Below are 18290 nucleotides of genomic sequence, written 5' to 3' on the forward strand. Positions count from 1 at the left end.
TGACAAGAAAGGTAAGTATCACCCAGACTGTAGTTTCATGAGTTTTATAGCCAGAAATGAAAACGGTGAGCTGTTGTGGATACATAAATCGCAATGTGTTTCTATTATCCAATTCAACTGGAGGCTTGATTATTAATGCATAAATTTGATGTGATAATCATCGGAGCGGGGAGTGCAGGCTTATCTGCTCTGCGTGAGGTAAGAAAACGGACTGATAATTTTGTAGTGATCAACGATGGCCCCTGGGGTACTACCTGTGCTCGGGTGGGGTGCATGCCCTCCAAATTATTGATTGAGGCCGCCAATGCTTTTTATCGGCGAACCAGCTTTGATGAATTTGGGATTACAGGTGCAGATCAGCTGAAGCTGGATGATACAAAGGCTCTGCAGCGTCTTCGCAGGCTGCGTGATGATTTTGTTACCAGCACCCTTAAAATAACCAATGATTTGGGTGAGCGCGCAATATCAGGGCGTGCCCGTATCCTCTCGCCGGATCAAGTAATGGTTAATGGAAAAAAACTCTATACTCATAAAATCATCATTGCAACCGGCTCCCGGCCTGTTATACCCCAGGATTGGCCCAATCTCGGTAAGCGTTTGCTGACAACCGATACATTGTTTGAACTGGCTACGCTGCCGCAAAGTATGGCTGTCATTGGGATGGGCCCGGTTGGTCTGGAAATGGCCCAGGCACTATCCAGGCTGGGTGTACGTGTAACAGGCTTCGGATCTCGCAGCTTCATCGGGGGAATAAGCGATCCACTCATCAATCAGACAGCAGTGAAGCTGCTGTCAGAAGAATTTCCATTGCACCTTGGTGGCAGGGCAAGTGTTGTTTTAAATTCAGATAATGTGATTACTGTCCGCATAGAGAATATCGAAGTCGAAGTGGACAGTGTGCTGGCCGCATTAGGGAGGCAGCCAAACGTCGATGGTATGGGTCTTGATACACTGGGAGTGCCCCTTGATGATAGAGGACTGCCATCGGTCAATCCGATTACTCTGCAGATTGCAGATCTACCGGTATTCCTGGCAGGAGATGCAAATAAACGTCTTCCTCTATTACACGAGGCTGCAGATGATGGGCATATTGCCGGTTTAAATACAACAGAAGCAGAATTAATCTGCTTTAAACGCCGGGTACCATTGGCTATTGTGTTTAATGATCCCAATATCGCTATGGTTGGCCAATCCTATCGTTCACTTGAGCACGAAAGTATTCAAATGGGTGAAGTCTCTTTCACCAACCAGGGAAGGGCACGTTCAGCGCAATCCAATCGAGGCGCTTTACGTGTATATGCTGCCGCAAGCGATGGTCGGTTGCTGGGTGCAGAAATGTGCGCACCGGCCGGGGAGCATTTTGCGCACTTGCTTGCGCTGGCGATTGATCAATCCCTGAATGTATGGGATTTGTTGCGAATACCGTTTTATCATCCGGTGCTGGAAGAAGGTTTACGTACCGCACTGCGTGATCTGTCATCCAAGTTGCCAGCATGTAGTCAATCGGATCTGGCAGCTTGCGGTCCTTTTAATTCTGAAGCACTGGATTGATTTTTTAACGTGAAAATGGCAACGCAAGCGTTTTGCAGAGGCTCTCTGATCTGGATTAACTATGCCAGTCCGGAAAAAGATGTAAGGTAGTTGCTGAATAGTTGGAATGGTGGCGAATCAGGGATTTGAACCCCGGACCAACGGATTATGATTCCGCTGCTCTAACCACTGAGCTAATTCGCCAAAATCTGACTGAGTGACAGAGCGCGTATTCTGCCTTTTGCAGGAAAGGTAGTCAAGGCCGATTGCTTTTTCTTTGCCTTGGATAATGTGTAATCATAAGCAATATGCGTCATATAACTTCACGTGAGCATCCTTTGTTTAAAAAGCTGCTCAAGCTGCAACATTCGTCGCAACGGCGCCGCGATGAAGGACTTACTTTGCTGGATGGCATTCACTTGCTGCAATCTTGTTTGGCTTCGGGAGAAATGCCGGAATTGTTGATTATGAGTGAATCGGGACGTCGGCATACTGAAATTAATCAGTTACTGGACAGGATTAGCGCAGGTTCCGGAGTGGATTGTCTGATGTTGAGTGACGCGTTGTTCAACCAGATATCGCCAGTTAAAACGCCGGTTGGCATCATGGCACTCATTCGTATTCCCCGGCACACTCAGCTTGCCGGTTCCTATGAAAATTCTTTTTGTATCCTGTTGGAAGCTATTCAGGATCCGGGTAATCTGGGTTCGATTTTGCGTTCTGCAGCTGCTGCAGGCGTCAAGGATGTATTCCTGTCTGCCGGTTGTGCTGATGGCTGGTCGCCCAAAGCATTAAGGGCTGGTATGGGCGCTCATTTTTTTTTGAGAATACATGAAAATGCTGACCTGGTTCAAGTTGCCTGTCGGTTTAATGGAAATGTCATGGCGACTGTCCTGGCCGATTCCGGCAGTATTTATCATACGGATCTGCGAGGGGCGGTTATGTTTGCTTTCGGCAATGAAGGGAGTGGCGTGTCGGAAAAATTGCTGGGGGCTGTACACAAGCGTGTGACAATACCTGTTTCAAGGTGTGTCGAATCACTCAATGTTGCGGCTGCTGCTGCAATCTGTTTATTTGAGAAGGTCCGGCAGGAGAATTTTAGTGAAGATTCTTTACAGAGTGGTAAATGTCACTGACAAACGGCATGAGCTATCATCAATAGTCCTGCTTGTTTTCTTGTGGAATGTAAGTTGGTAGCAAAGTAAAAAATCAAATTCAGAGTTGTCGTTTCTGCGTTCCTATCAAGTGTAGCGAATCCTGTCTGCTCTGGTTATGCAAATGCCACTTGCGAACCATGATCATGGTGGAAGATACGAATAATCCAAACAGGGCGATTACGATATAAATGTGCACATCGAACCAGATCAGCAGTGCGTACAGCGACAACATGGCAAGAATGCCAAGGTTTTCATTGAAATTCTGCACTGCAATAGAATGTCCGGCACCCATCAGAATATGTCCACGATGTTGCAGCAGGGCATTCATGGGCACTACAAAGAACCCAGCCAGTCCGCCAATTATGGTTAGCAGAATAACAGCAGACCAGATATCCCGGACTGTGACGATGAGAATCACCACGATGCCCATAATAATCCCCAAAGGAATGACATCCAGTGACCGGCGTAGTGAAACCAGCTTCGCCGCCAGAATAGCGCCTAATGCAATACCAACTGCCACAACACCTTGCAGTAGTGCGGCCTTGTTGAGCGCATAGCCAAGTGCCACTTCGGCCCATTTCAACACGATGAACTGCAGTGTCGCCCCCGCCCCCCAGAACAGGGTTGTAACTGTCAGCGAAATCTGACCAAGCTTGTCAAGCCATAGTAGTTTTACGCAATGCACAAAATTGTGAAACAGGAAAACCGGATTTTTTTTGAGTATCCGATGATCAATTCCAGTATCAGGTATAAATAGATTGGTAATGGCAGCAATGATGTAGAACAGCATAATGATCACGATACTGGCGTCTACAGCGGTATTGATCAGAGGAAGGTTTGCAGCAAGCAGGGTGGAAGCAACAGAAGGAGTAATGAGCAGTCCTCCAATGACTGTACCGAGAATGATTGACGCAACTGTCAGTCCTTCCATCCAGCCGTTGGCAATGACCAGTTTCTCCGGAGGCAGAAGTTCGGTAAGGATGCCGTATTTTGCCGGGGAGTAAGCTGCTGCTCCTAATCCGACGATTGCGTATGCACCCAGTGCGGAAAACTGATGTGCAGCCAGAAACAGCAGGATACAGCCGATAATTTTGATTGAGTTACTGATGAACATGACCCAGCCCTTGGCCATGGAATCTGCGAATGCACCAACAAGAGGTGCGAGCAATACATAAAATAATACGAATACGAATTTGAGCATGGGAGTGAGATACTCGGGAGCATGCAGATCAATCAGCAAGGCGATAGCCACAACCAGCAGAGCATTATCTGCCAGCGATGAAAAAAACTGCGCTCCCATGATGATATAAAATCCACGTCCCAAACCGTTCTCCTTTCCTGCTTGTCAATAACCTGAAAACCTGATTCTGCCTTTTCTGCGCCAGGCTTTTTTGGCACAGCGGCTTTTATATCATGAAAATTGTACCGAGCGTATTTCGGCTTTTTAAAGTTTTCGGATTCTACGCGGAAAGATATAGTTTCAAGGCAGTATTGAGCCACGTTATTAGTAAAATTGACAGTAAGGATGCTTCAAATCCTGCATATTTTTCGATACAAATCTGTTGATCAGAGCAAAAAATTTTGAATCATCCCGTCCTGTTATTTTTATACTGGAGGGGTTGAATGAAATTTTGTTTTGCATATTTGTGAAAGGAGGAAAATAATGCGTATTAAGCTTGTTCTGGTTGCCGTGCTGAGTTTAAGTATTTCTTGTTTTGCTGAATCGGGGGAAGATCAATCCAAACCATTACCTGCTGCTGATCAGGTCGGGAATATTTCGACCGGGAATGAGCAACCGGTACAGATTAAGGTGGAAAAGAAAAAAAGCAAATCACAACCATCACAAGAAGAAATCAACGTGGATAAACAATCTTTGATGATCGACTATTGCAGAAAACATACCTGCTGATTCAATAACTATGACAGGAATAAACTCGTGAAAACTAACATACTGGTAAGTCTGGCCTCTATAATCTTTACAGGTTACGTAACCATGGCAGTTTCTGCCCCACCTCACTGGTCTTATGAGGAAGAACCTCACTGGGGAGCGCTTGAAGATGCATCTCAGGTAGTACCATTACGCTATCCCTATGCGGAATGTGGCATAGGCACACATCAGTCTCCGGTCGATCTGGCAAATGCACGGATCGTGAAGTCCGGACCATTGAACAAGCTCATGGCACGGTATGGTATTGACACGCCATCCTTCATTAATACGGGGCATGCCATACAAGTGAATACTTCCCCGGATTTCACGGGCGGATTAAAAGTCGGGAAGGAATTACTGCCGCTGATTCAACTGCATTTTCATGAACCGAGCGAACATGTTTTCGGGGATAAAAAATTTCCTGCGGAATTACATTTTGTACATGTCAGTCAGGATGGAAAAATTGCAGTACTGGCTGTGACCATCAATATCGGGGAAGAGAATGCAGTGTTCCAGACCATTCTGGATAATATGCCGTACGGAAGTGGCGAAGAAAATTCGACTTCAGGGGTCAGGTTCAAACTATCGAACCTGTTACCGTCAGGGATCAATACAGCCAATCTGGAATATCTAACGCTGGCAGGTTCACTGACGACCCCTCCTTGCAGCGAAGGTGTGCAATGGTATGTTCTGACAAAATCGATCGCAATTTCGTCAGCTCAACTGGAGCAAATGAAAACTTTTTACAGCAATAATGCCAGGTCGGTGCAAAGTTTGAATGAAAGATCGGTTCTTTCAAACCGGTAGCCCGATTATGCTATAAATTATATTTCCTACTTCCCCGGCAAACTGCTCTGGCATCCGGGGAAGACGCATTGTTTATCCGGATTTTGCTCAATTGCAGCAACTCAATTGCATCAATTTACATGGATGCCGGCTCGCCAAGCTACGGATTAAGCCTGACTTTTCCGTTTTTTCCGGATAGCTCCCACCTTGTCTTAATATCCCAAGCTGGAGTATAGTTCGACCTGCTGATATTTCATCCAGGCAGGAGAGTGCGTCGTGTCTGAACAAAAACGACGTTACCGAAGGCGTAACCCCCCGGAATCGCTCAGGTGTGGCTGCAGAAACCCGTTCAGAACTTGATCAGGGAGGCAGCGCAAGGCAGAATGAATGGAAAAGTGGAGCATAGAAGTGTGTGACATTTTGAGTTCGATTTTTTAGCCGCAATGCGCCGCCATCTGATTGGAATTGAACAGCTTTCAGGGCTTGAGTAACTGCTTGTGATCGGCAATCTGGAGAGTGCTGAAATAATTTCAGCCACCGAAGGGGCATGCGGAAGATATCCGTAAAACTCTCAGGTAAAAGGACAGAGGGGATAGTTGATGTCTGGTGGCCGCTGCAGCCATGAATAATATTGCATGGATGCAGAAATAGCACAGGTAAAAACTTTCCTTTTACTTTTGAGAGAGAATAAATGCTGAAGACGACTCCCCTGAATGCAGCACACCGTGCCATGCACGCAAAAATGGTGGATTTTGGTGGCTGGGATATGCCCCTGCATTACGGCTCCCAGCTGGATGAGCACCATTCCGTCAGACGTGATGCCGGCATGTTTGATGTCTCCCATATGTTGACAGTTGATCTTCGCGGTGAAACTGTTCGTCAGTTTCTGCGAGGACTGGTCGCAAACAATATTGATAAACTTACCCTTCCTGGCAAGGCGCTCTATACCTGTATGCTGAATCCGGATGGTGGAATTATCGATGATCTGATTATTTATTTCCTGTCCGAATCCTGGTTCCGTCTGGTGGTCAATGCTGGTACAGCGGATAAGGATATTGACTGGATTACCCTGCAATCCAGACAGCATGTATCTGATTTGACTATTACCCCGCGTCGTGATCTCGCCATGATTGCTGTACAGGGGCCGAATGCACGCACAAAAGTATGGACTGTTATCCCGGGTTCCAAAGCGGCCTCGGAGGACCTGAAGCCGTTCCAGTCGGTAACATTTGACAACTATTTCATCGCGCGTACCGGCTATACTGGTGAGGATGGCTTTGAAATTACACTGCCGGTCGATGAGGCTGAAGCTTTCTGGCACAAGCTGCACGTAGCGGGTGTGGCTCCAGCTGGTCTAGGGGCACGTGATACCCTGCGTCTGGAAGCAGGTATGAATCTTTACGGCCATGATATGGATGAAACAACCAGCCCGCTCGAGTCCGGGTTGACATGGACAGTAGACCTGAAAAGCGAGCGTGATTTTATCGGCAAACAGGCTCTGCTCAAACAGCCGGTTAATCAGCAACTGGTAGGGCTGGTTCTGCTGGATAAGGGAATACTGCGTAACCACCAGAAAATTATTACGCAGCACGAGGGCGCCACGGGCGAAGGAGAAATTACCAGTGGTGGATTTTCACCTACTTTAAATCAGTCAATTGCATTGGCTCGTATTCCGGTCGGAATTGCTGCGGGAGAGCAGGTGCACGTTGTTGTGCGGGATAAGCAGCTTGCAGCAAAAATCGTTAAATACCCGTTTGTACGCAACGGCCAGGCGCTGATCTGATTTTTTGTAAAGATATTGCAGATAAAGATATTTTAAATTTTTAGACCTAAATTTTTGGGAGTTACGGATAAATGAGCGTTCCAACAGAGCTGAAATATGCAAAATCACACGAATGGATCAGATTGGAAGCCGACGGTACTGTTACGGTAGGTATCACTCAGCATGCCCAGGAATTGCTGGGAGATATGGTGTTCGTTGAATTACCCAAGGTAGGGCGCACTCTGGCGCAAGGTGAAGATTGTGCAGTGGTGGAATCCGTCAAGGCGGCATCAGATATTTATGCACCGATTGGAGGAGAAGTCATTGCTGTCAACGCCGCGGTGGAATCCTCTCCGGAAAAAATAAATGAAGACAGCTATTCAGCCTGGCTGTTTAACCTTAAGCCGGCCAATACTGCTGAAATCAATGGATTACTCGATGCTGACGAGTATGAAAAACTGCTGGAGAGTGAGTGATACACCTGGCAGACTGTTGCAAAACAGAGCGAGGATGACTGGCTGCAAGGCGCATATTTTTCACAGCCTGCTAAAGCTTGCAGTCAACAGACGAACAGACATAACCTTTTTATGAGTTTTTCCGGATAAATTACAGCCAATCATGCCCTTTATTCCCCATACAGAAGAAGATGTAGCAGAAATGCTCGCCAGCATTGGTGCTGCATCCATAGACGAACTATTCGATGAAATACCTACCGAGCTCAAAAACGGTCAATTAACCCAGGTACCGGTCGGCATGAGCGAAATGGAAATTTCGCGCCTCATGTACGAACGTGCGCAGCAAGACGGATTCTATCTCAGCTTTATTGGTGCAGGTGCCTACGAGCACCATATTCCGGCGGCAGTCTGGCAGATAACGACCCGGGGGGAATTTTATTCTTCCTATACGCCGTATCAGGCAGAGGCCAGTCAGGGCACATTACAGCTGCTCTATGAATACCAGACCATGATGGCATCACTGACTGGCATGGATGTGTCCAATGCCAGTCTGTATGACGGAGCTTCTGCGCTGGCCGAAGCCGCCCTGATGGCTGTGCGTCAGCACAAATCATCCAGACGGATTCTGATTCCTCAGACAGTGCATCCGGTTTATCGCCGTGTGGTTCGCACCATTGTCAGAAATCAGGCCATTGAAGTGGTTGAAGTACCGTATGATCCTGCGACCGGGCAAGTGACCATTGATCAGCTTGATCAGTTTGCACAGGAAGAATTTGCTGCATTGATCATTCCCCAACCCAATTTCTTTGGTGTGCTGGAACAGGTCGATATGCTGGCTGACTGGGCGCATGACAAGCAATCCCTGGCCATTGCGGTGGTTAACCCAACTGCGCTTGCCATGTTGAAACCTCCTGGAGAATGGGGCCGTCAGGGAGCGGATATCGCTGTCGGAGAAGGTCAGCCCCTGGGTATTCCACTCTCCAGTGGCGGGCCCTATTTTGGTTTCATGGCCTGCAAACAGGAGCTGGTACGACAAATGCCGGGGCGGATTATCGGGCGGACGACCGACTTGGAAGGCAAGGAAGGCTTTGCCCTGACCTTGCAGGCAAGAGAACAACATATCCGTCGTTCAAAAGCAACTTCCAATATTTGTACCAATCAGGGATTGATGGTAACGGCAGCGACGATTTACATGTCATTGCTGGGACCTGAAGGATTATATCGGGTGGCCGCCCAATCTCATGCAAATACCCTGGCGTTAGTGGAACGACTGGAGAAATTGCCGGGTGTAAAAAAAGCATTCCACAGCCCGTTCTTCCACGAAGCCGTACTGCAATTGTCTGTCCCGGCTGATCAGGTTCTGGACAAGCTCAGGGCACAAGGTGTGCTTGGTGGTGTATTACTTGAGAATTACTACCCGGATCTGAAGAACATGCTGCTGATTTGCGCAACGGAAACTAAAACAGCAGAAGATCTGGATAAATACACTGAAGTGCTGCAACAGGCACTGACAGCCTGAAATCAGGCGTAAATCGGAAGAGAACAGCGTTTGCCCGTTCTGCACTGAATTCAATCTCACCTATTAAGATAAAACATGCTGATATTCGAACATTCCCGCAAGAATCGCCGGAATTATTCCCAGGCTCCGGCAGCTCGGCCGGCCAGAAACAATATTCCGGATAATCTGAAGCGCAGGTCCATCCCCCTGTTGCCTGAAGTTTCCGAAATGGATACGGTGCGTCACTATACCCGCCTATCCCAGAAAAACTTCTCGATAGATACGGAGTTTTATCCGCTCGGTTCCTGCACGATGAAATACAACCCGCGCGCCTGTAATGCGCTGGCCATGCTGCCGCAATTCCTGTCACGCCACCCGTTGGCACCCGAGGATACGGGACAGGGCTTCCTGGCATGTATGTATGAGCTGCAGGAAATCCTGAAAGATGTTACAGGCATGGCTGCGGTCAGTCTGACTTCCATGGCAGGGGCACAGGGTGAACTGATCGGTATCACGATGATTCGCGCCTATCATGAAGCACGCGGAGATACCGGGCGCACCGAAGTTATCATCCCGGATGCTGCGCATGGTACCAACCCGGCAACCGCTGTCATGTCTGGCTACAAGGTAATCGAGATTCCCACGAATCGCGATGGCGACGTGGACATGGACGCACTGAAAGCGGCAGTAGGCCCCAGAACAGCAGGTTTAATGCTGACCAACCCTTCCACACTGGGCGTTTTCGAGAAGAAAGTGGCGGAAATGAGCCGGATCGTGCATGAAGCCGGTGGCTTGCTGTATTACGATGGCGCTAACCTGAATGCGGTGCTGGGTAAAGTCAAACCGGGTGATATGGGGTTTGATGTCATTCATATGAATCTGCATAAAACCTTCTCGACCCCTCATGGGGGTGGAGGACCGGGTGCAGCACCGGTAGGTGTGGCGGATTGCCTGCTGCCTTATTTGCCAATCCCCATTGTGGCGCATGAGCAGGGTGTTTATCGCTGGCTGACAGAAAAAGACCGCCCGCAATCCATTGGCCGTTTATCCGCGCATATGGGGAATGCAGGTGTGTTGTTGCGTGCTTATATTTACGTTCGGTTGCTGGGCGCAGAAGGCATGTTCCGGATTGCGGAATATGCAACGCTCAACGCTAACTATCTGATGGCGGAATTGCGCAAACTGGGCTTTGAGATTGCCTATCCTGATCGCCGTGCCAGTCATGAATTCATTGTCACGATGAAGGAAATCAAGGACAGAACCGGGGTAACTGCCATGCACCTGGCCAAGCGCCTGCTCGACAAAGGTTTTCATGCGCCCACCGTCTATTTCCCGCTACTGGTGCCGGAATGTTTGCTGATCGAGCCGGCTGAAACCGAATCCAAAGAAACACTGGACCGTTTCGTTGTCGCGATGAAGGAGATTCTGGATGAAATTGATACCCAGCCGGAAATGGTCAAGGCAGCACCTCATAATATGCCGCTGCGGAAAATAGATGATGTTAAGGCTGCCCGTGAACTTGATCTGGTATGGAATCCGGCGGGTTGATCCGCCGTTTCATGCACATGATAATCTTGAGCTGATATGCATACACTGATTTGTGGCTCCATCGCCTACGACACAATCATGGTATTTGAAGACCGTTTCAAGCGCCATATTCTTCCGGACAAGATCCATGTTTTGAATGTGGCGTTTCTGGTGCCCGAAATGCGCCGGGAATTTGGCGGTTGTGCAGCAAATATTGCTTATAATCTGCAGATGCTGGAAGGCAAGGGGCTGATCATGGCGACAGCCGGAAGTGATTTTCAACCCTATGCCTACCGGCTGGAAAAGCTTGGACTGGCACAGACGCATATTCGCCAGATACAGGATACGTTTACGGCACAGGCGTTTATTACCACTGACCTGGACGATAATCAGATCACAGCTTTTCATCCGGGTGCCATGAATTTTTCACACCAGAACAGTGTGAAGGATACTGTGGACGTGAGCCTGGGCATTATCGCCCCGGATGGCCGGGAAGGCATGCTGGCGCATGCCCGGGAGTTTCATGAAGCCGGAATCCCATTCGTGTTTGACCCCGGTCAGGGAATGCCGATGTTTAACGGAGATGAACTGCTCGACTTTGTTGAAAAAGCGGATTACATTGCGGTGAATGATTATGAGGCTCAGTTGCTGCAATCCCTTACTGGCTATACGCTGAACAAGCTGGCTAGCCGAGTCAACGCACTGGTCGAGACCAAAGGAGCGGAAGGTTCAGTGATTTACGCACAGGGCAAACAATTCCGGATACCAGCTGTGCGCCCTCAGAAAGTGATTGATCCCACGGGCTGCGGAGACGCCTATCGCGCTGGATTACTCTACGGCATCGCCCAGGGTATGGATTGGCAGGAAGTCGGACAACTTGCTTCACTCATGGGCACGTTGAAAATTGCGAGTCGTGGTGGCCAGAATCATCGCTATGAGCGTAATGAGATCGGCCAGCGCTACCTTGAATCTTTTGGCAGCCGTCTATTTTAGAATCTGTTCGCCGTGGCTGTAACCCGGGTTAACAAACTGGTCAGAAGTGCCCGGTTTATCAGGTTGATGCTGCATATTGCTGCTGGGTTGCTGCAATCGCTGACTCTTCCCTGTGTCGATACAGCCCGGCGAAATCGCATGATCCAGAAATGGGCACAGAAATTTCTTCATATCCTGAATGTAAAGCTGTCTTCCAGCGGTACCCTGCCTGCCTGTCATCGGCAGGGTATGCTTCTGGTGGCAAATCACACCTCGTGGCTGGATATCATCATTATTCTGGCTGCATATCCTGTGCGCTTCGTTGCAAAGGCGGAAATCGGTTCCTGGCCCGCGCTGGGCTGGTTGTGCAGGAATGCCGGGACGCTGTTCATTGAGCGTAAAAAACGAGGGGATACGCTGCGGATCAATCAGCAGGTAGGTGATATTCTGCAAGCCGGGGGGTCAGTCGCCCTGTTTCCCGAAGGTGCGACCTGTAACGGTGAGGTGCTCCTGCATTTTCATGCTTCCCTGTTACAATCGGTTGTAACGACAGAAACGCTGCTGTGTCCAGTTGCGATTCGCTACAGTAATCGCGATGGCTCACGGAATACAAGCGTGATCTATGTCGATGTAACAATAGTGCAATCCCTGATGCGGATACTGGCGGAGCCGGAGATTCAGGCGGAACTGATTTTCAGAGAGCCCGTTCCCGGCGTAGGCAGAAATCGTCGTGAGCTGGCGCGTCTGGCAGAAAAGGCCATTGCCCAGACATTATCACTCAGGGTTGTGCACACGGTACCTGAAATACCTTTCTATCCTCCAGACGAACGGCCGTAAGGTAGCCCTGCCAGACACAGCCGGTATCCAGGCCAACAAGATTGGGTGTCAGATGTAATCCCAGCGCAGACCAGTGTCCGAATACAATTGTTGTATCCCTGCTGGCGCGCCCGGGGAGGTTGAACCAGGGCAGCAGACCGTGCGGAAGCGTCGAAAGGCCACCTTTATAGGCAAAATCCATTTTTCCTTCCGGCGAACAGATGCGCATGCGTGTCATGGCATTGATGATGACGCGCCAGCGGTTTTCTTCCCGCAGGGTATCCTGCCAGCAATCGGGCGCATTACCATACATTGATCGGGAAAATGTCTGGAATCGATCACTGTGAAGAATTGCTTCAACCTCTTGCGCCAGCATTGCTGCTTGTTCAGTGTGCCAGGCGGGTAATAGCCCGGCATGCACCAGGGCGTATTCATCTTCGTGATAAAACAATCGCTGATGCCTGAGCCAGTCAAGCAGAATGTTGCTATCAGGTGCGTCCAGAACCGGCTGCAGCGTATCGCCGGATTTTAGCCGGGCGGAACCTGCCGCAATCGCCAGCAGATGAAGATCATGATTACCGAGTACCATCGTAACGGCCTCTCCTAACGTCATCAGTGTGCGCAGTGATGAGAGAGAATCCGGGCCGCGGTTGACGATATCACCTACCAGCCACAACCTGTCGCGGGTAGAGTTGAAGCCGGTCAGATCGAGCAGTTCAAGAAAATGCCGGTGGCAGCCTTGCAGATCACCGATTGCATAGGTTGCCATCAGAAACCAGAGGGTCTTTGTAAAACAATTTGCATTACCATTGCTGCGTTAAAATTCAGAAATTCCTGACCGTACTTAACGTAGCCCCAGCACATCCTGCATGTCGAATAGCCCGGATTGCCGGGTGGCAAGAAAACGTGCTGCATGTAATGCTCCCGCTGCGAAGGTCTTGCGGCTGTTGGCTTTATGGGTGATTTCCAGACGTTCACCGATGCCGGCAAACAGCGCCGTATGATCGCCCACAATATCCCCGCCGCGAATGGTTGAAAATCCGATCGTATCTGCTGCACGTTCGCCGGTATTGCCTTCACGTCCGTAAATCGCGACCTGCTCAAGATTTTTCTGCTGAGCCTGAGCAATGATTTCACCCATGCGCAAGGCTGTGCCGGAAGGAGCATCCACTTTATGCCGATGGTGCGCCTCGATGATTTCGACATCGTACCCGTCCGGTAGCGCTTGTGCGGCCACTTCCAGCAATCTGAACAGGATATTGACACCCACGCTCATGTTGGGAGCGAGTACGATGGCGATATCCTTTGCAGCATCACGAATGGTTTCTTTCTCTTCTGCCGAAAATCCGGTCGTACCGATGACCATGCGGATCCCGGATTGACGACACACCGCAAGATGCGCCAGTGTACCGGCGGGGCGCGTGAAATCGATCAGCACATCGCTGCCAGTCAGTGCAGCCGCATAATCGCTGCGAATGGTAACTTTGCCGGGTGTACCGGTTAAACGGCCTGCATCCTGTGATAAATATGGGCTGTCAGGCTGTTCGAGCGCTGCGGATAACCGCAGATCCTGCGCTTCCGCAATGGTTTCCATGATAGTTCGACCCATGCGGCCGGTACTGCCGGCAACGGCTATGTTTAACGGTGTCATTGATCATCCTTGTAAAAATTTTTCTGGTTTTCCTTGAGGAAATCGATACCTTCTTGCTTGTCCGGTGCCTCGTCTTCCATGTCATCAATCCCCATGGGTGCTCCGTATCTGTTTTCGGGTACGGAAAAAGCCGGAGCAGGTTCGCTGAAGGCAGGAGGTTGCGGGAAATCCCCCTCGATGTGGGATAACCGCTCATCCTTGAAGAAAACAGTCAGTCTGCGTTCCTCGGTGACATCGCCGCTGGGCGCAAGACGATAGACGTAATCCCAGCGATTGCCGTGGAACGCATCTACTATCAATGGCGTACCCAGTGTAAATCGAACCTGCGAGCGCGCCATCCCCGGCTTCAGTCGGGCTACCATCTCTTCGGTCACGACGTTGCCCTGCTGAATATCGATTTGGTAAGGGAAGGGCGGCAGGTAACTGCAATAGGGCAGGAAGGGAAGCAATAACAGCAATAACAATCGAGGGCAGAGTGCGTGCATACCAGGTCAATATTTTTCAATCCATCCAGGATAGGATACTATGAACGGCTAGGGAACCGCTGATAAAGTGACTGTAATACGTATTTGGGTAGTGCGTCAGGGAAATTTTCCCCGGCTGAAGGAAACTCATGATGAAGGTTTATGCTTTTCAATTGTCTCACAGATACAGTAAATTTTTGGGGTAAATAACTTATGAATAAGCCGGAAAATCCGAAAAGTATAGATCTCAAAACAATGGGATTAAAGACAACGCTCCCGCGTCTGAAAATATTAAATTTGTTTGAGAACAGCACAATTCGCCACCTCTCGGCAGAAGATGTCTACAAGGAACTGCTGGGAGAGGGGGAGGATATCGGTCTGGCCACGGTTTATCGTGTTTTGACCCAGTTTGAACAGGCCGGGCTGCTTGAACGTCATCACTTTGAAAGCGGCAAGGCGGTTTTTGAACTGGCCAGTGGTAACCACCATGATCATCTGGTGTGCCTGCAATGTGGCCACGTTGAGGAATTTTTTGATCCGGAAATCGAAAAACGCCAGGTGGCCATTGCCAAGGAGCGGGGATTTATACTTCAGGATCATTCTTTGTCTTTGTACGCAGATTGCACCCGGGAAGACTGCCCGCATCGCAAATAAATACAGGGTACCTTTGGTACTTCTTCCTTGAAATACTTGGCTGGAAAATTTTGTTAAAGCCCGTGTTGCCGCAGTCGTTATACTCCCCATCAACATTGATGAAGCGTAACAAACGCATTTTGTTTATTTGTTAACCCGATGGAGAACGTAATCATGCAACACAACCAACAAGGCTTTACTTTGATTGAACTGATGATCGTGGTGGCGATTATCGGAATTTTAGCGGCGGTGGCGATCCCGGCGTATCAGGATTATACCGTTAAGGCTAAGGTGTCGAATGTATTATCTGCAGCAAATTCTATTAAAACAGCTGTCGCTGTTTGTATACAGGAAAACGGTGGTGTTTCTACAAACTGCAATGAAGGCAGCAATGGCGTTCCAACAGTTACAGCAACCAAAGAAGTTGCTGCTACCGGCAGCTCTATTACTGATGGCACCATTGTCCTTGCATTGGCTGATGGAATTGGAAAAGGAGTAAGTGGCACAATTACATTTAAACCTACTGTAACCAATAATGGTAGTGCTGTAACATGGACTAGCACACCAAGTTTTTCTGAAAGTGACAATCAAGCAGCTTACGATCTTATTACTAAGAATAATAATTCTGCCGCAAGCAGCAGCACCGGTGGTTAATTTGTAAGTTGTCCACGATTTATGTTTTCTGGAAAAGCACCTACAGGTGCTTTTCTTTTTCAGACCCGGAGAAAATCATGCCTGCCGCTTGGCGGATGCTATTCACTTTCGTCGCCGGCTTAAGTGTTTTTTATTTCATCGGTAGACTCGCATGCGGTGGGACATGAATGACATCGTTGTCCGTGCCTGCCTGCAGCACAGGCAGGCGAATGCTAGCAGGCGTGAAGCAACCCAGCGCAATGCTGACGAAATGCTGCGCAGCCCCTTCACCTCTCAAAATCCGATGGGATTGCCGCGCCGCTTATGCGGCTCGCAGAGACTGCGGGAGTCCCATCCTCTATCTTGCCGGATTACTTTGCTTCTCGATGCTCTCGGGACAATAAAGAAGGAAGTAACTGAATCGCATCCCTCCTGTTTCTGCAAATACCGGGAGAGCAGGGTCACAATAATACTGAATTAATATGTGCTCGGGAGTCTGCAGCCAGATGATCAGAGCTTGCAGTACCTGTTGGGCAGCTTCCGGAGCGCGGCTGTTTTCTCCAAACGAAACAGAGCAGCTGCCAGATTACGCAGGCTGGCCAGTTCATGTTCGCTGTAGCTGCCATCCAACAAGATATACACAAAATCCAGTCATTCCGGATTGCCTTTGCCCGCCAGATCGTTACATTTTGTCTACTCTGTTACACTGTTACGATAAGTGATTACAATCACAGGTATAAATTGCCACTTTCTCGTATCGGAAAAAATTAACAGCAGCTATATCAGAATATTTGCTGACACCTGTAGGCCATGATTCGCATTGCTGTGAATACCTTCACTATTATTTCCACCTATGTCAGGAGCATGAAAACATCCGGTTGCAGAGAGGCGAAGTGTTGCCGTTTGGTTGAGTGTGTAAAGGATTGAACAAGATTGTGGTGCGGACATTTACAATTCTGATGATCGGACATACAGCGGAAGCCGGACAGGTGTGTGATTTGCTGGAGCAGAACGGGTTATCGGCCAGGGTGCATTGTGCGGTGGCAGCAGAGACGTTATCAGTTGTATTGCTGCAAGGGTGGGATCTGGTGCTGGTGGATGATCAGTCCGATCCGGGTGCGGCGCAGGTGCTGGATTCATTGGTAGCGTTGAAGTTGGATATTCCGGTGATTGCGCTGGTTTCCCGGCAGGATGAACAGGCAGCGGCACGTTTGTTTGCTGCGGGAGTGCAGGATGTACTGCTGAAGTCGGACCAGGTGCGATTGATGGCGATGATTCGGAACTGTCAGCGTTATATCGGACATTTACAGGATTTATGCGAAACGCAATCGGCACTGGAAAGAAGTGAAGCCCGTTTTCGTGCGATTGCTTCCAATTTGCCGGGGCTGGTGTTCCAGTTTGTACTGGAATCCGATGGCCGTGTTTTTTTTCCTTACGTCAGTGAGAGTTCCAGGACGTTGCTCGGGCTTTCCCCTGATCATCTGCAGAAGAATCCGGATGCATTTGCCAGTCTGATTCTGGCGGAAGATGCAGCAGACTACGATCAATCGTTATGGAATTCGTTTGAACAGCTTTCGGCGTGGAATTGGGAAGGGCGCGTTCAGGTAAGGGGAGATGTGGATGTGAAATGGATCAGCCTGCGGGCCACACCACGCCGGACACCGCGTGGTGCGGTATTATGGGATGGAATCATACTGAATATTACGCGCAATAAACAGATTGAGCTGGAAATTGCCCGGTCACGTGCACAGCTGGAAGAACTTTCGGCGTATTCGCAAAAGGCAAAGGAACAGGAGCGAACACGGATTGCGCGTGAAATTCATGATGATATTGGTGGAACTTTGACAGCGATCAAGTGTGAACTGGTGCCTTGCCTGGATAATTCCAGCCGCGCGCCGGCGTTTTATCGCAGCAAGGCTGCGGCTGTGGAATCGCTGGTGGACATGGTGATAGACAGTACGCGTCGGATTGCACTTGATCTGCGGCCAGGTGTGCTTGATTGCGGGATTGTGGCGGCAGTACAGTGGCAGGCGCGTGAATTCAATCAACGCACTGGCATTGCTTGTGCCGTGGTGTGTGATGAGGAGGAGATTTCACTGGACGGGGATCTGGCGGTAGCCATTTTTCGGATTTTTCAGGAAGCGCTGACCAATATCGCCAAGCATGCGAGTGCATCGGAAGTGCAGGTGAAACTGGCTGAAACGGATGAACAGATGTATCTGGAAGTGGTGGACAATGGTTGTGGCGTTACGCATCCGGATATGGAGAAAGTAAATTCATTCGGCATACGCAGTATGCGCGAGCGCTGCCAGCAGCTCGGCGGACGGTTTCATATCCAGGGAGAAACTGCGGTGGGTACGGCAGTGATGATCTGGATTCCGGTCAATCGTCCATCTTTATTAACTCGCCGGGATGAATGGCCGGGTTGAGAGATGGGTATGCGGCAAGAACGATCGGCTGACAGCGTAAAGGTGAAATC

Annotated in this window: 18 protein-coding genes, 1 tRNA gene and 2 riboswitches; of the genes, 13 read left to right on the forward strand and 6 right to left on the reverse strand. The window is 49.3% G+C overall.

Annotation, left to right across the window (positions count from 1 at the left end):
* The first annotated feature begins 135 nt into the window (after window positions 1-135).
* On the forward strand, window positions 136-1551 hold the full coding sequence (locus ABO04_RS08520; RefSeq protein ID WP_160810238.1) for a dihydrolipoyl dehydrogenase: 1416 nt from the start codon (window positions 136-138) through the stop codon (window positions 1549-1551).
* Window positions 1552-1658: 107 nt separating this feature from the next.
* On the opposite strand, the gene ABO04_RS08525 is transcribed toward ABO04_RS08520, so the two are convergent.
* Window positions 1659-1734, reverse strand: a tRNA-Met gene (locus ABO04_RS08525).
* A 104-nt stretch (window positions 1735-1838) separates the two neighbouring features.
* Between ABO04_RS08525 and ABO04_RS08530 the strand changes: the two genes are divergently transcribed.
* Entirely contained in the window at window positions 1839-2666 is an 828-nt protein-coding gene (locus ABO04_RS08530; protein ID WP_160810239.1) for an RNA methyltransferase, read from the forward strand.
* Window positions 2667-2745: 79 nt separating this feature from the next.
* Here the strand turns inward: ABO04_RS08530 and lplT are convergent, their stop codons facing one another.
* A complete protein-coding gene (gene lplT / locus ABO04_RS08535) occupies window positions 2746-4011 on the reverse strand; it encodes a lysophospholipid transporter LplT (protein WP_160810240.1) in 1266 nt (421 codons plus the stop codon).
* A 339-nt stretch (window positions 4012-4350) separates the two neighbouring features.
* On the opposite strand from lplT, the gene ABO04_RS08540 reads away from it, so the two are divergent.
* The 8 genes from ABO04_RS08540 to ABO04_RS08575 all read left to right on the forward strand — a co-directional run bounded on the left by ABO04_RS08540 (window position 4351) and on the right by ABO04_RS08575 (window position 12451).
* Entirely contained in the window at window positions 4351-4596 is a 246-nt protein-coding gene (locus ABO04_RS08540; RefSeq protein ID WP_160810241.1) for a hypothetical protein, read from the forward strand.
* A gap of 27 nt (window positions 4597-4623) precedes the next feature.
* Complete coding sequence (locus ABO04_RS08545) at window positions 4624-5421, forward strand: carbonic anhydrase family protein (protein ID WP_160810242.1); 798 nt, start codon at window positions 4624-4626, stop codon at window positions 5419-5421.
* A 231-nt stretch (window positions 5422-5652) separates the two neighbouring features.
* A riboswitch (glycine riboswitch) is annotated at window positions 5653-5748 on the forward strand.
* Window positions 5749-5899: 151 nt separating this feature from the next.
* Window positions 5900-5997: riboswitch (glycine riboswitch) on the forward strand.
* 94 nt (window positions 5998-6091) lie between these two features.
* On the forward strand, window positions 6092-7183 hold the full coding sequence (gene gcvT / locus ABO04_RS08550; RefSeq protein ID WP_160810243.1) for a glycine cleavage system aminomethyltransferase GcvT: 1092 nt from the start codon (window positions 6092-6094) through the stop codon (window positions 7181-7183).
* A gap of 71 nt (window positions 7184-7254) precedes the next feature.
* Window positions 7255-7638, forward strand: a complete 384-nt coding sequence (gene gcvH, locus ABO04_RS08555) for a glycine cleavage system protein GcvH (protein WP_160810244.1) — start codon at window positions 7255-7257, stop codon at window positions 7636-7638.
* A 142-nt stretch (window positions 7639-7780) separates the two neighbouring features.
* Window positions 7781-9136 (forward strand): aminomethyl-transferring glycine dehydrogenase subunit GcvPA, encoded by a 1356-nt coding sequence (gene gcvPA / locus ABO04_RS08560; RefSeq protein ID WP_160810245.1) that lies wholly within the window; start codon window positions 7781-7783, stop codon window positions 9134-9136.
* 75 nt (window positions 9137-9211) lie between these two features.
* Entirely contained in the window at window positions 9212-10663 is a 1452-nt protein-coding gene (gene gcvPB / locus ABO04_RS08565) for an aminomethyl-transferring glycine dehydrogenase subunit GcvPB (protein ID WP_160810246.1), read from the forward strand.
* 36 nt (window positions 10664-10699) lie between these two features.
* A complete protein-coding gene (locus ABO04_RS08570) occupies window positions 10700-11635 on the forward strand; it encodes a carbohydrate kinase family protein (protein ID WP_160810247.1) in 936 nt (311 codons plus the stop codon).
* A gap of 12 nt (window positions 11636-11647) precedes the next feature.
* Window positions 11648-12451, forward strand: a complete 804-nt coding sequence (locus ABO04_RS08575; protein WP_160810248.1) for a lysophospholipid acyltransferase family protein — start codon at window positions 11648-11650, stop codon at window positions 12449-12451.
* On the opposite strand, the gene ABO04_RS08580 is transcribed toward ABO04_RS08575, so the two are convergent.
* The 3 genes from ABO04_RS08580 to ABO04_RS08590 form a co-directional block, all read right to left on the reverse strand.
* Window positions 12393-13199: a symmetrical bis(5'-nucleosyl)-tetraphosphatase gene (locus tag ABO04_RS08580; protein ID WP_160810249.1), complete on the reverse strand. Its 807-nt coding sequence runs from the start codon at window positions 13197-13199 to the stop codon at window positions 12393-12395. The genes ABO04_RS08575 and ABO04_RS08580 overlap by 59 nt on opposite strands.
* A 75-nt stretch (window positions 13200-13274) precedes the next feature.
* Window positions 13275-14081 carry a 4-hydroxy-tetrahydrodipicolinate reductase gene (gene dapB / locus ABO04_RS08585; protein ID WP_160810250.1) on the reverse strand — a complete coding sequence of 269 codons (807 nt, stop codon included), beginning with the start codon at window positions 14079-14081 and terminating at the stop codon, window positions 13275-13277.
* Window positions 14078-14566, reverse strand: a complete 489-nt coding sequence (locus tag ABO04_RS08590) for an outer membrane protein assembly factor BamE (RefSeq protein ID WP_160810251.1) — start codon at window positions 14564-14566, stop codon at window positions 14078-14080. Before ABO04_RS08590 ends, dapB begins: the two co-directional genes overlap by 4 nt.
* A gap of 192 nt (window positions 14567-14758) precedes the next feature.
* On the opposite strand from ABO04_RS08590, the gene fur reads away from it, so the two are divergent.
* Both fur and ABO04_RS08600 read left to right on the forward strand, forming a co-directional pair.
* Window positions 14759-15199 (forward strand): ferric iron uptake transcriptional regulator, encoded by a 441-nt coding sequence (gene fur, locus ABO04_RS08595; protein WP_160810252.1) that lies wholly within the window; start codon window positions 14759-14761, stop codon window positions 15197-15199.
* A gap of 153 nt (window positions 15200-15352) precedes the next feature.
* On the forward strand, window positions 15353-15832 hold the full coding sequence (locus ABO04_RS08600) for a prepilin-type N-terminal cleavage/methylation domain-containing protein (protein WP_160810253.1): 480 nt from the start codon (window positions 15353-15355) through the stop codon (window positions 15830-15832).
* Between the two features lie 489 nt (window positions 15833-16321).
* On the opposite strand, the gene ABO04_RS12255 is transcribed toward ABO04_RS08600, so the two are convergent.
* On the reverse strand, window positions 16322-16453 hold the full coding sequence (locus tag ABO04_RS12255; protein WP_275689227.1) for a hypothetical protein: 132 nt from the start codon (window positions 16451-16453) through the stop codon (window positions 16322-16324).
* A 293-nt stretch (window positions 16454-16746) separates the two neighbouring features.
* Here ABO04_RS12255 and ABO04_RS08610 point away from each other — a divergent pair, with 293 nt between their 5' ends.
* Window positions 16747-18240, forward strand: coding sequence for a histidine kinase (locus ABO04_RS08610; RefSeq protein ID WP_160810254.1), 1494 nt, complete (start codon window positions 16747-16749; stop codon window positions 18238-18240).
* Window positions 18241-18290 lie beyond the last annotated feature (50 nt).

The organism is Nitrosomonas sp. HPC101 (assembly GCF_009833125.1).
Taxonomy (GTDB): domain Bacteria; phylum Pseudomonadota; class Gammaproteobacteria; order Burkholderiales; family Nitrosomonadaceae; genus Nitrosomonas.

What these genes read in the sequence shown, in the direction of transcription:
- ABO04_RS08520 (WP_160810238.1), top strand. Translation starts at nt 136, where the DNA reads ATGCATAAATTTGATGTGATAATCATCGGAGCGGGGAGTGCAGGCTTA.
- ABO04_RS08530 (WP_160810239.1), top strand. Translation starts at nt 1,839, where the DNA reads ATGCGTCATATAACTTCACGTGAGCATCCTTTGTTTAAAAAGCTGCTC.
- ABO04_RS08540 (WP_160810241.1), top strand. Translation starts at nt 4,351, where the DNA reads ATGCGTATTAAGCTTGTTCTGGTTGCCGTGCTGAGTTTAAGTATTTCT.
- gcvT (WP_160810243.1), top strand. Translation starts at nt 6,092, where the DNA reads ATGCTGAAGACGACTCCCCTGAATGCAGCACACCGTGCCATGCACGCA.
- gcvH (WP_160810244.1), top strand. Translation starts at nt 7,255, where the DNA reads ATGAGCGTTCCAACAGAGCTGAAATATGCAAAATCACACGAATGGATC.
- gcvPA (WP_160810245.1), top strand. Translation starts at nt 7,781, where the DNA reads ATGCCCTTTATTCCCCATACAGAAGAAGATGTAGCAGAAATGCTCGCC.
- gcvPB (WP_160810246.1), top strand. Translation starts at nt 9,212, where the DNA reads ATGCTGATATTCGAACATTCCCGCAAGAATCGCCGGAATTATTCCCAG.
- ABO04_RS08570 (WP_160810247.1), top strand. Translation starts at nt 10,700, where the DNA reads ATGCATACACTGATTTGTGGCTCCATCGCCTACGACACAATCATGGTA.
- ABO04_RS08580 (WP_160810249.1), bottom strand. Translation starts at nt 13,199, where the DNA reads ATGGCAACCTATGCAATCGGTGATCTGCAAGGCTGCCACCGGCATTTT.
- dapB (WP_160810250.1), bottom strand. Translation starts at nt 14,081, where the DNA reads ATGACACCGTTAAACATAGCCGTTGCCGGCAGTACCGGCCGCATGGGT.
- ABO04_RS08590 (WP_160810251.1), bottom strand. Translation starts at nt 14,566, where the DNA reads ATGCACGCACTCTGCCCTCGATTGTTATTGCTGTTATTGCTTCCCTTC.
- fur (WP_160810252.1), top strand. Translation starts at nt 14,759, where the DNA reads ATGAATAAGCCGGAAAATCCGAAAAGTATAGATCTCAAAACAATGGGA.
- ABO04_RS08600 (WP_160810253.1), top strand. Translation starts at nt 15,353, where the DNA reads ATGCAACACAACCAACAAGGCTTTACTTTGATTGAACTGATGATCGTG.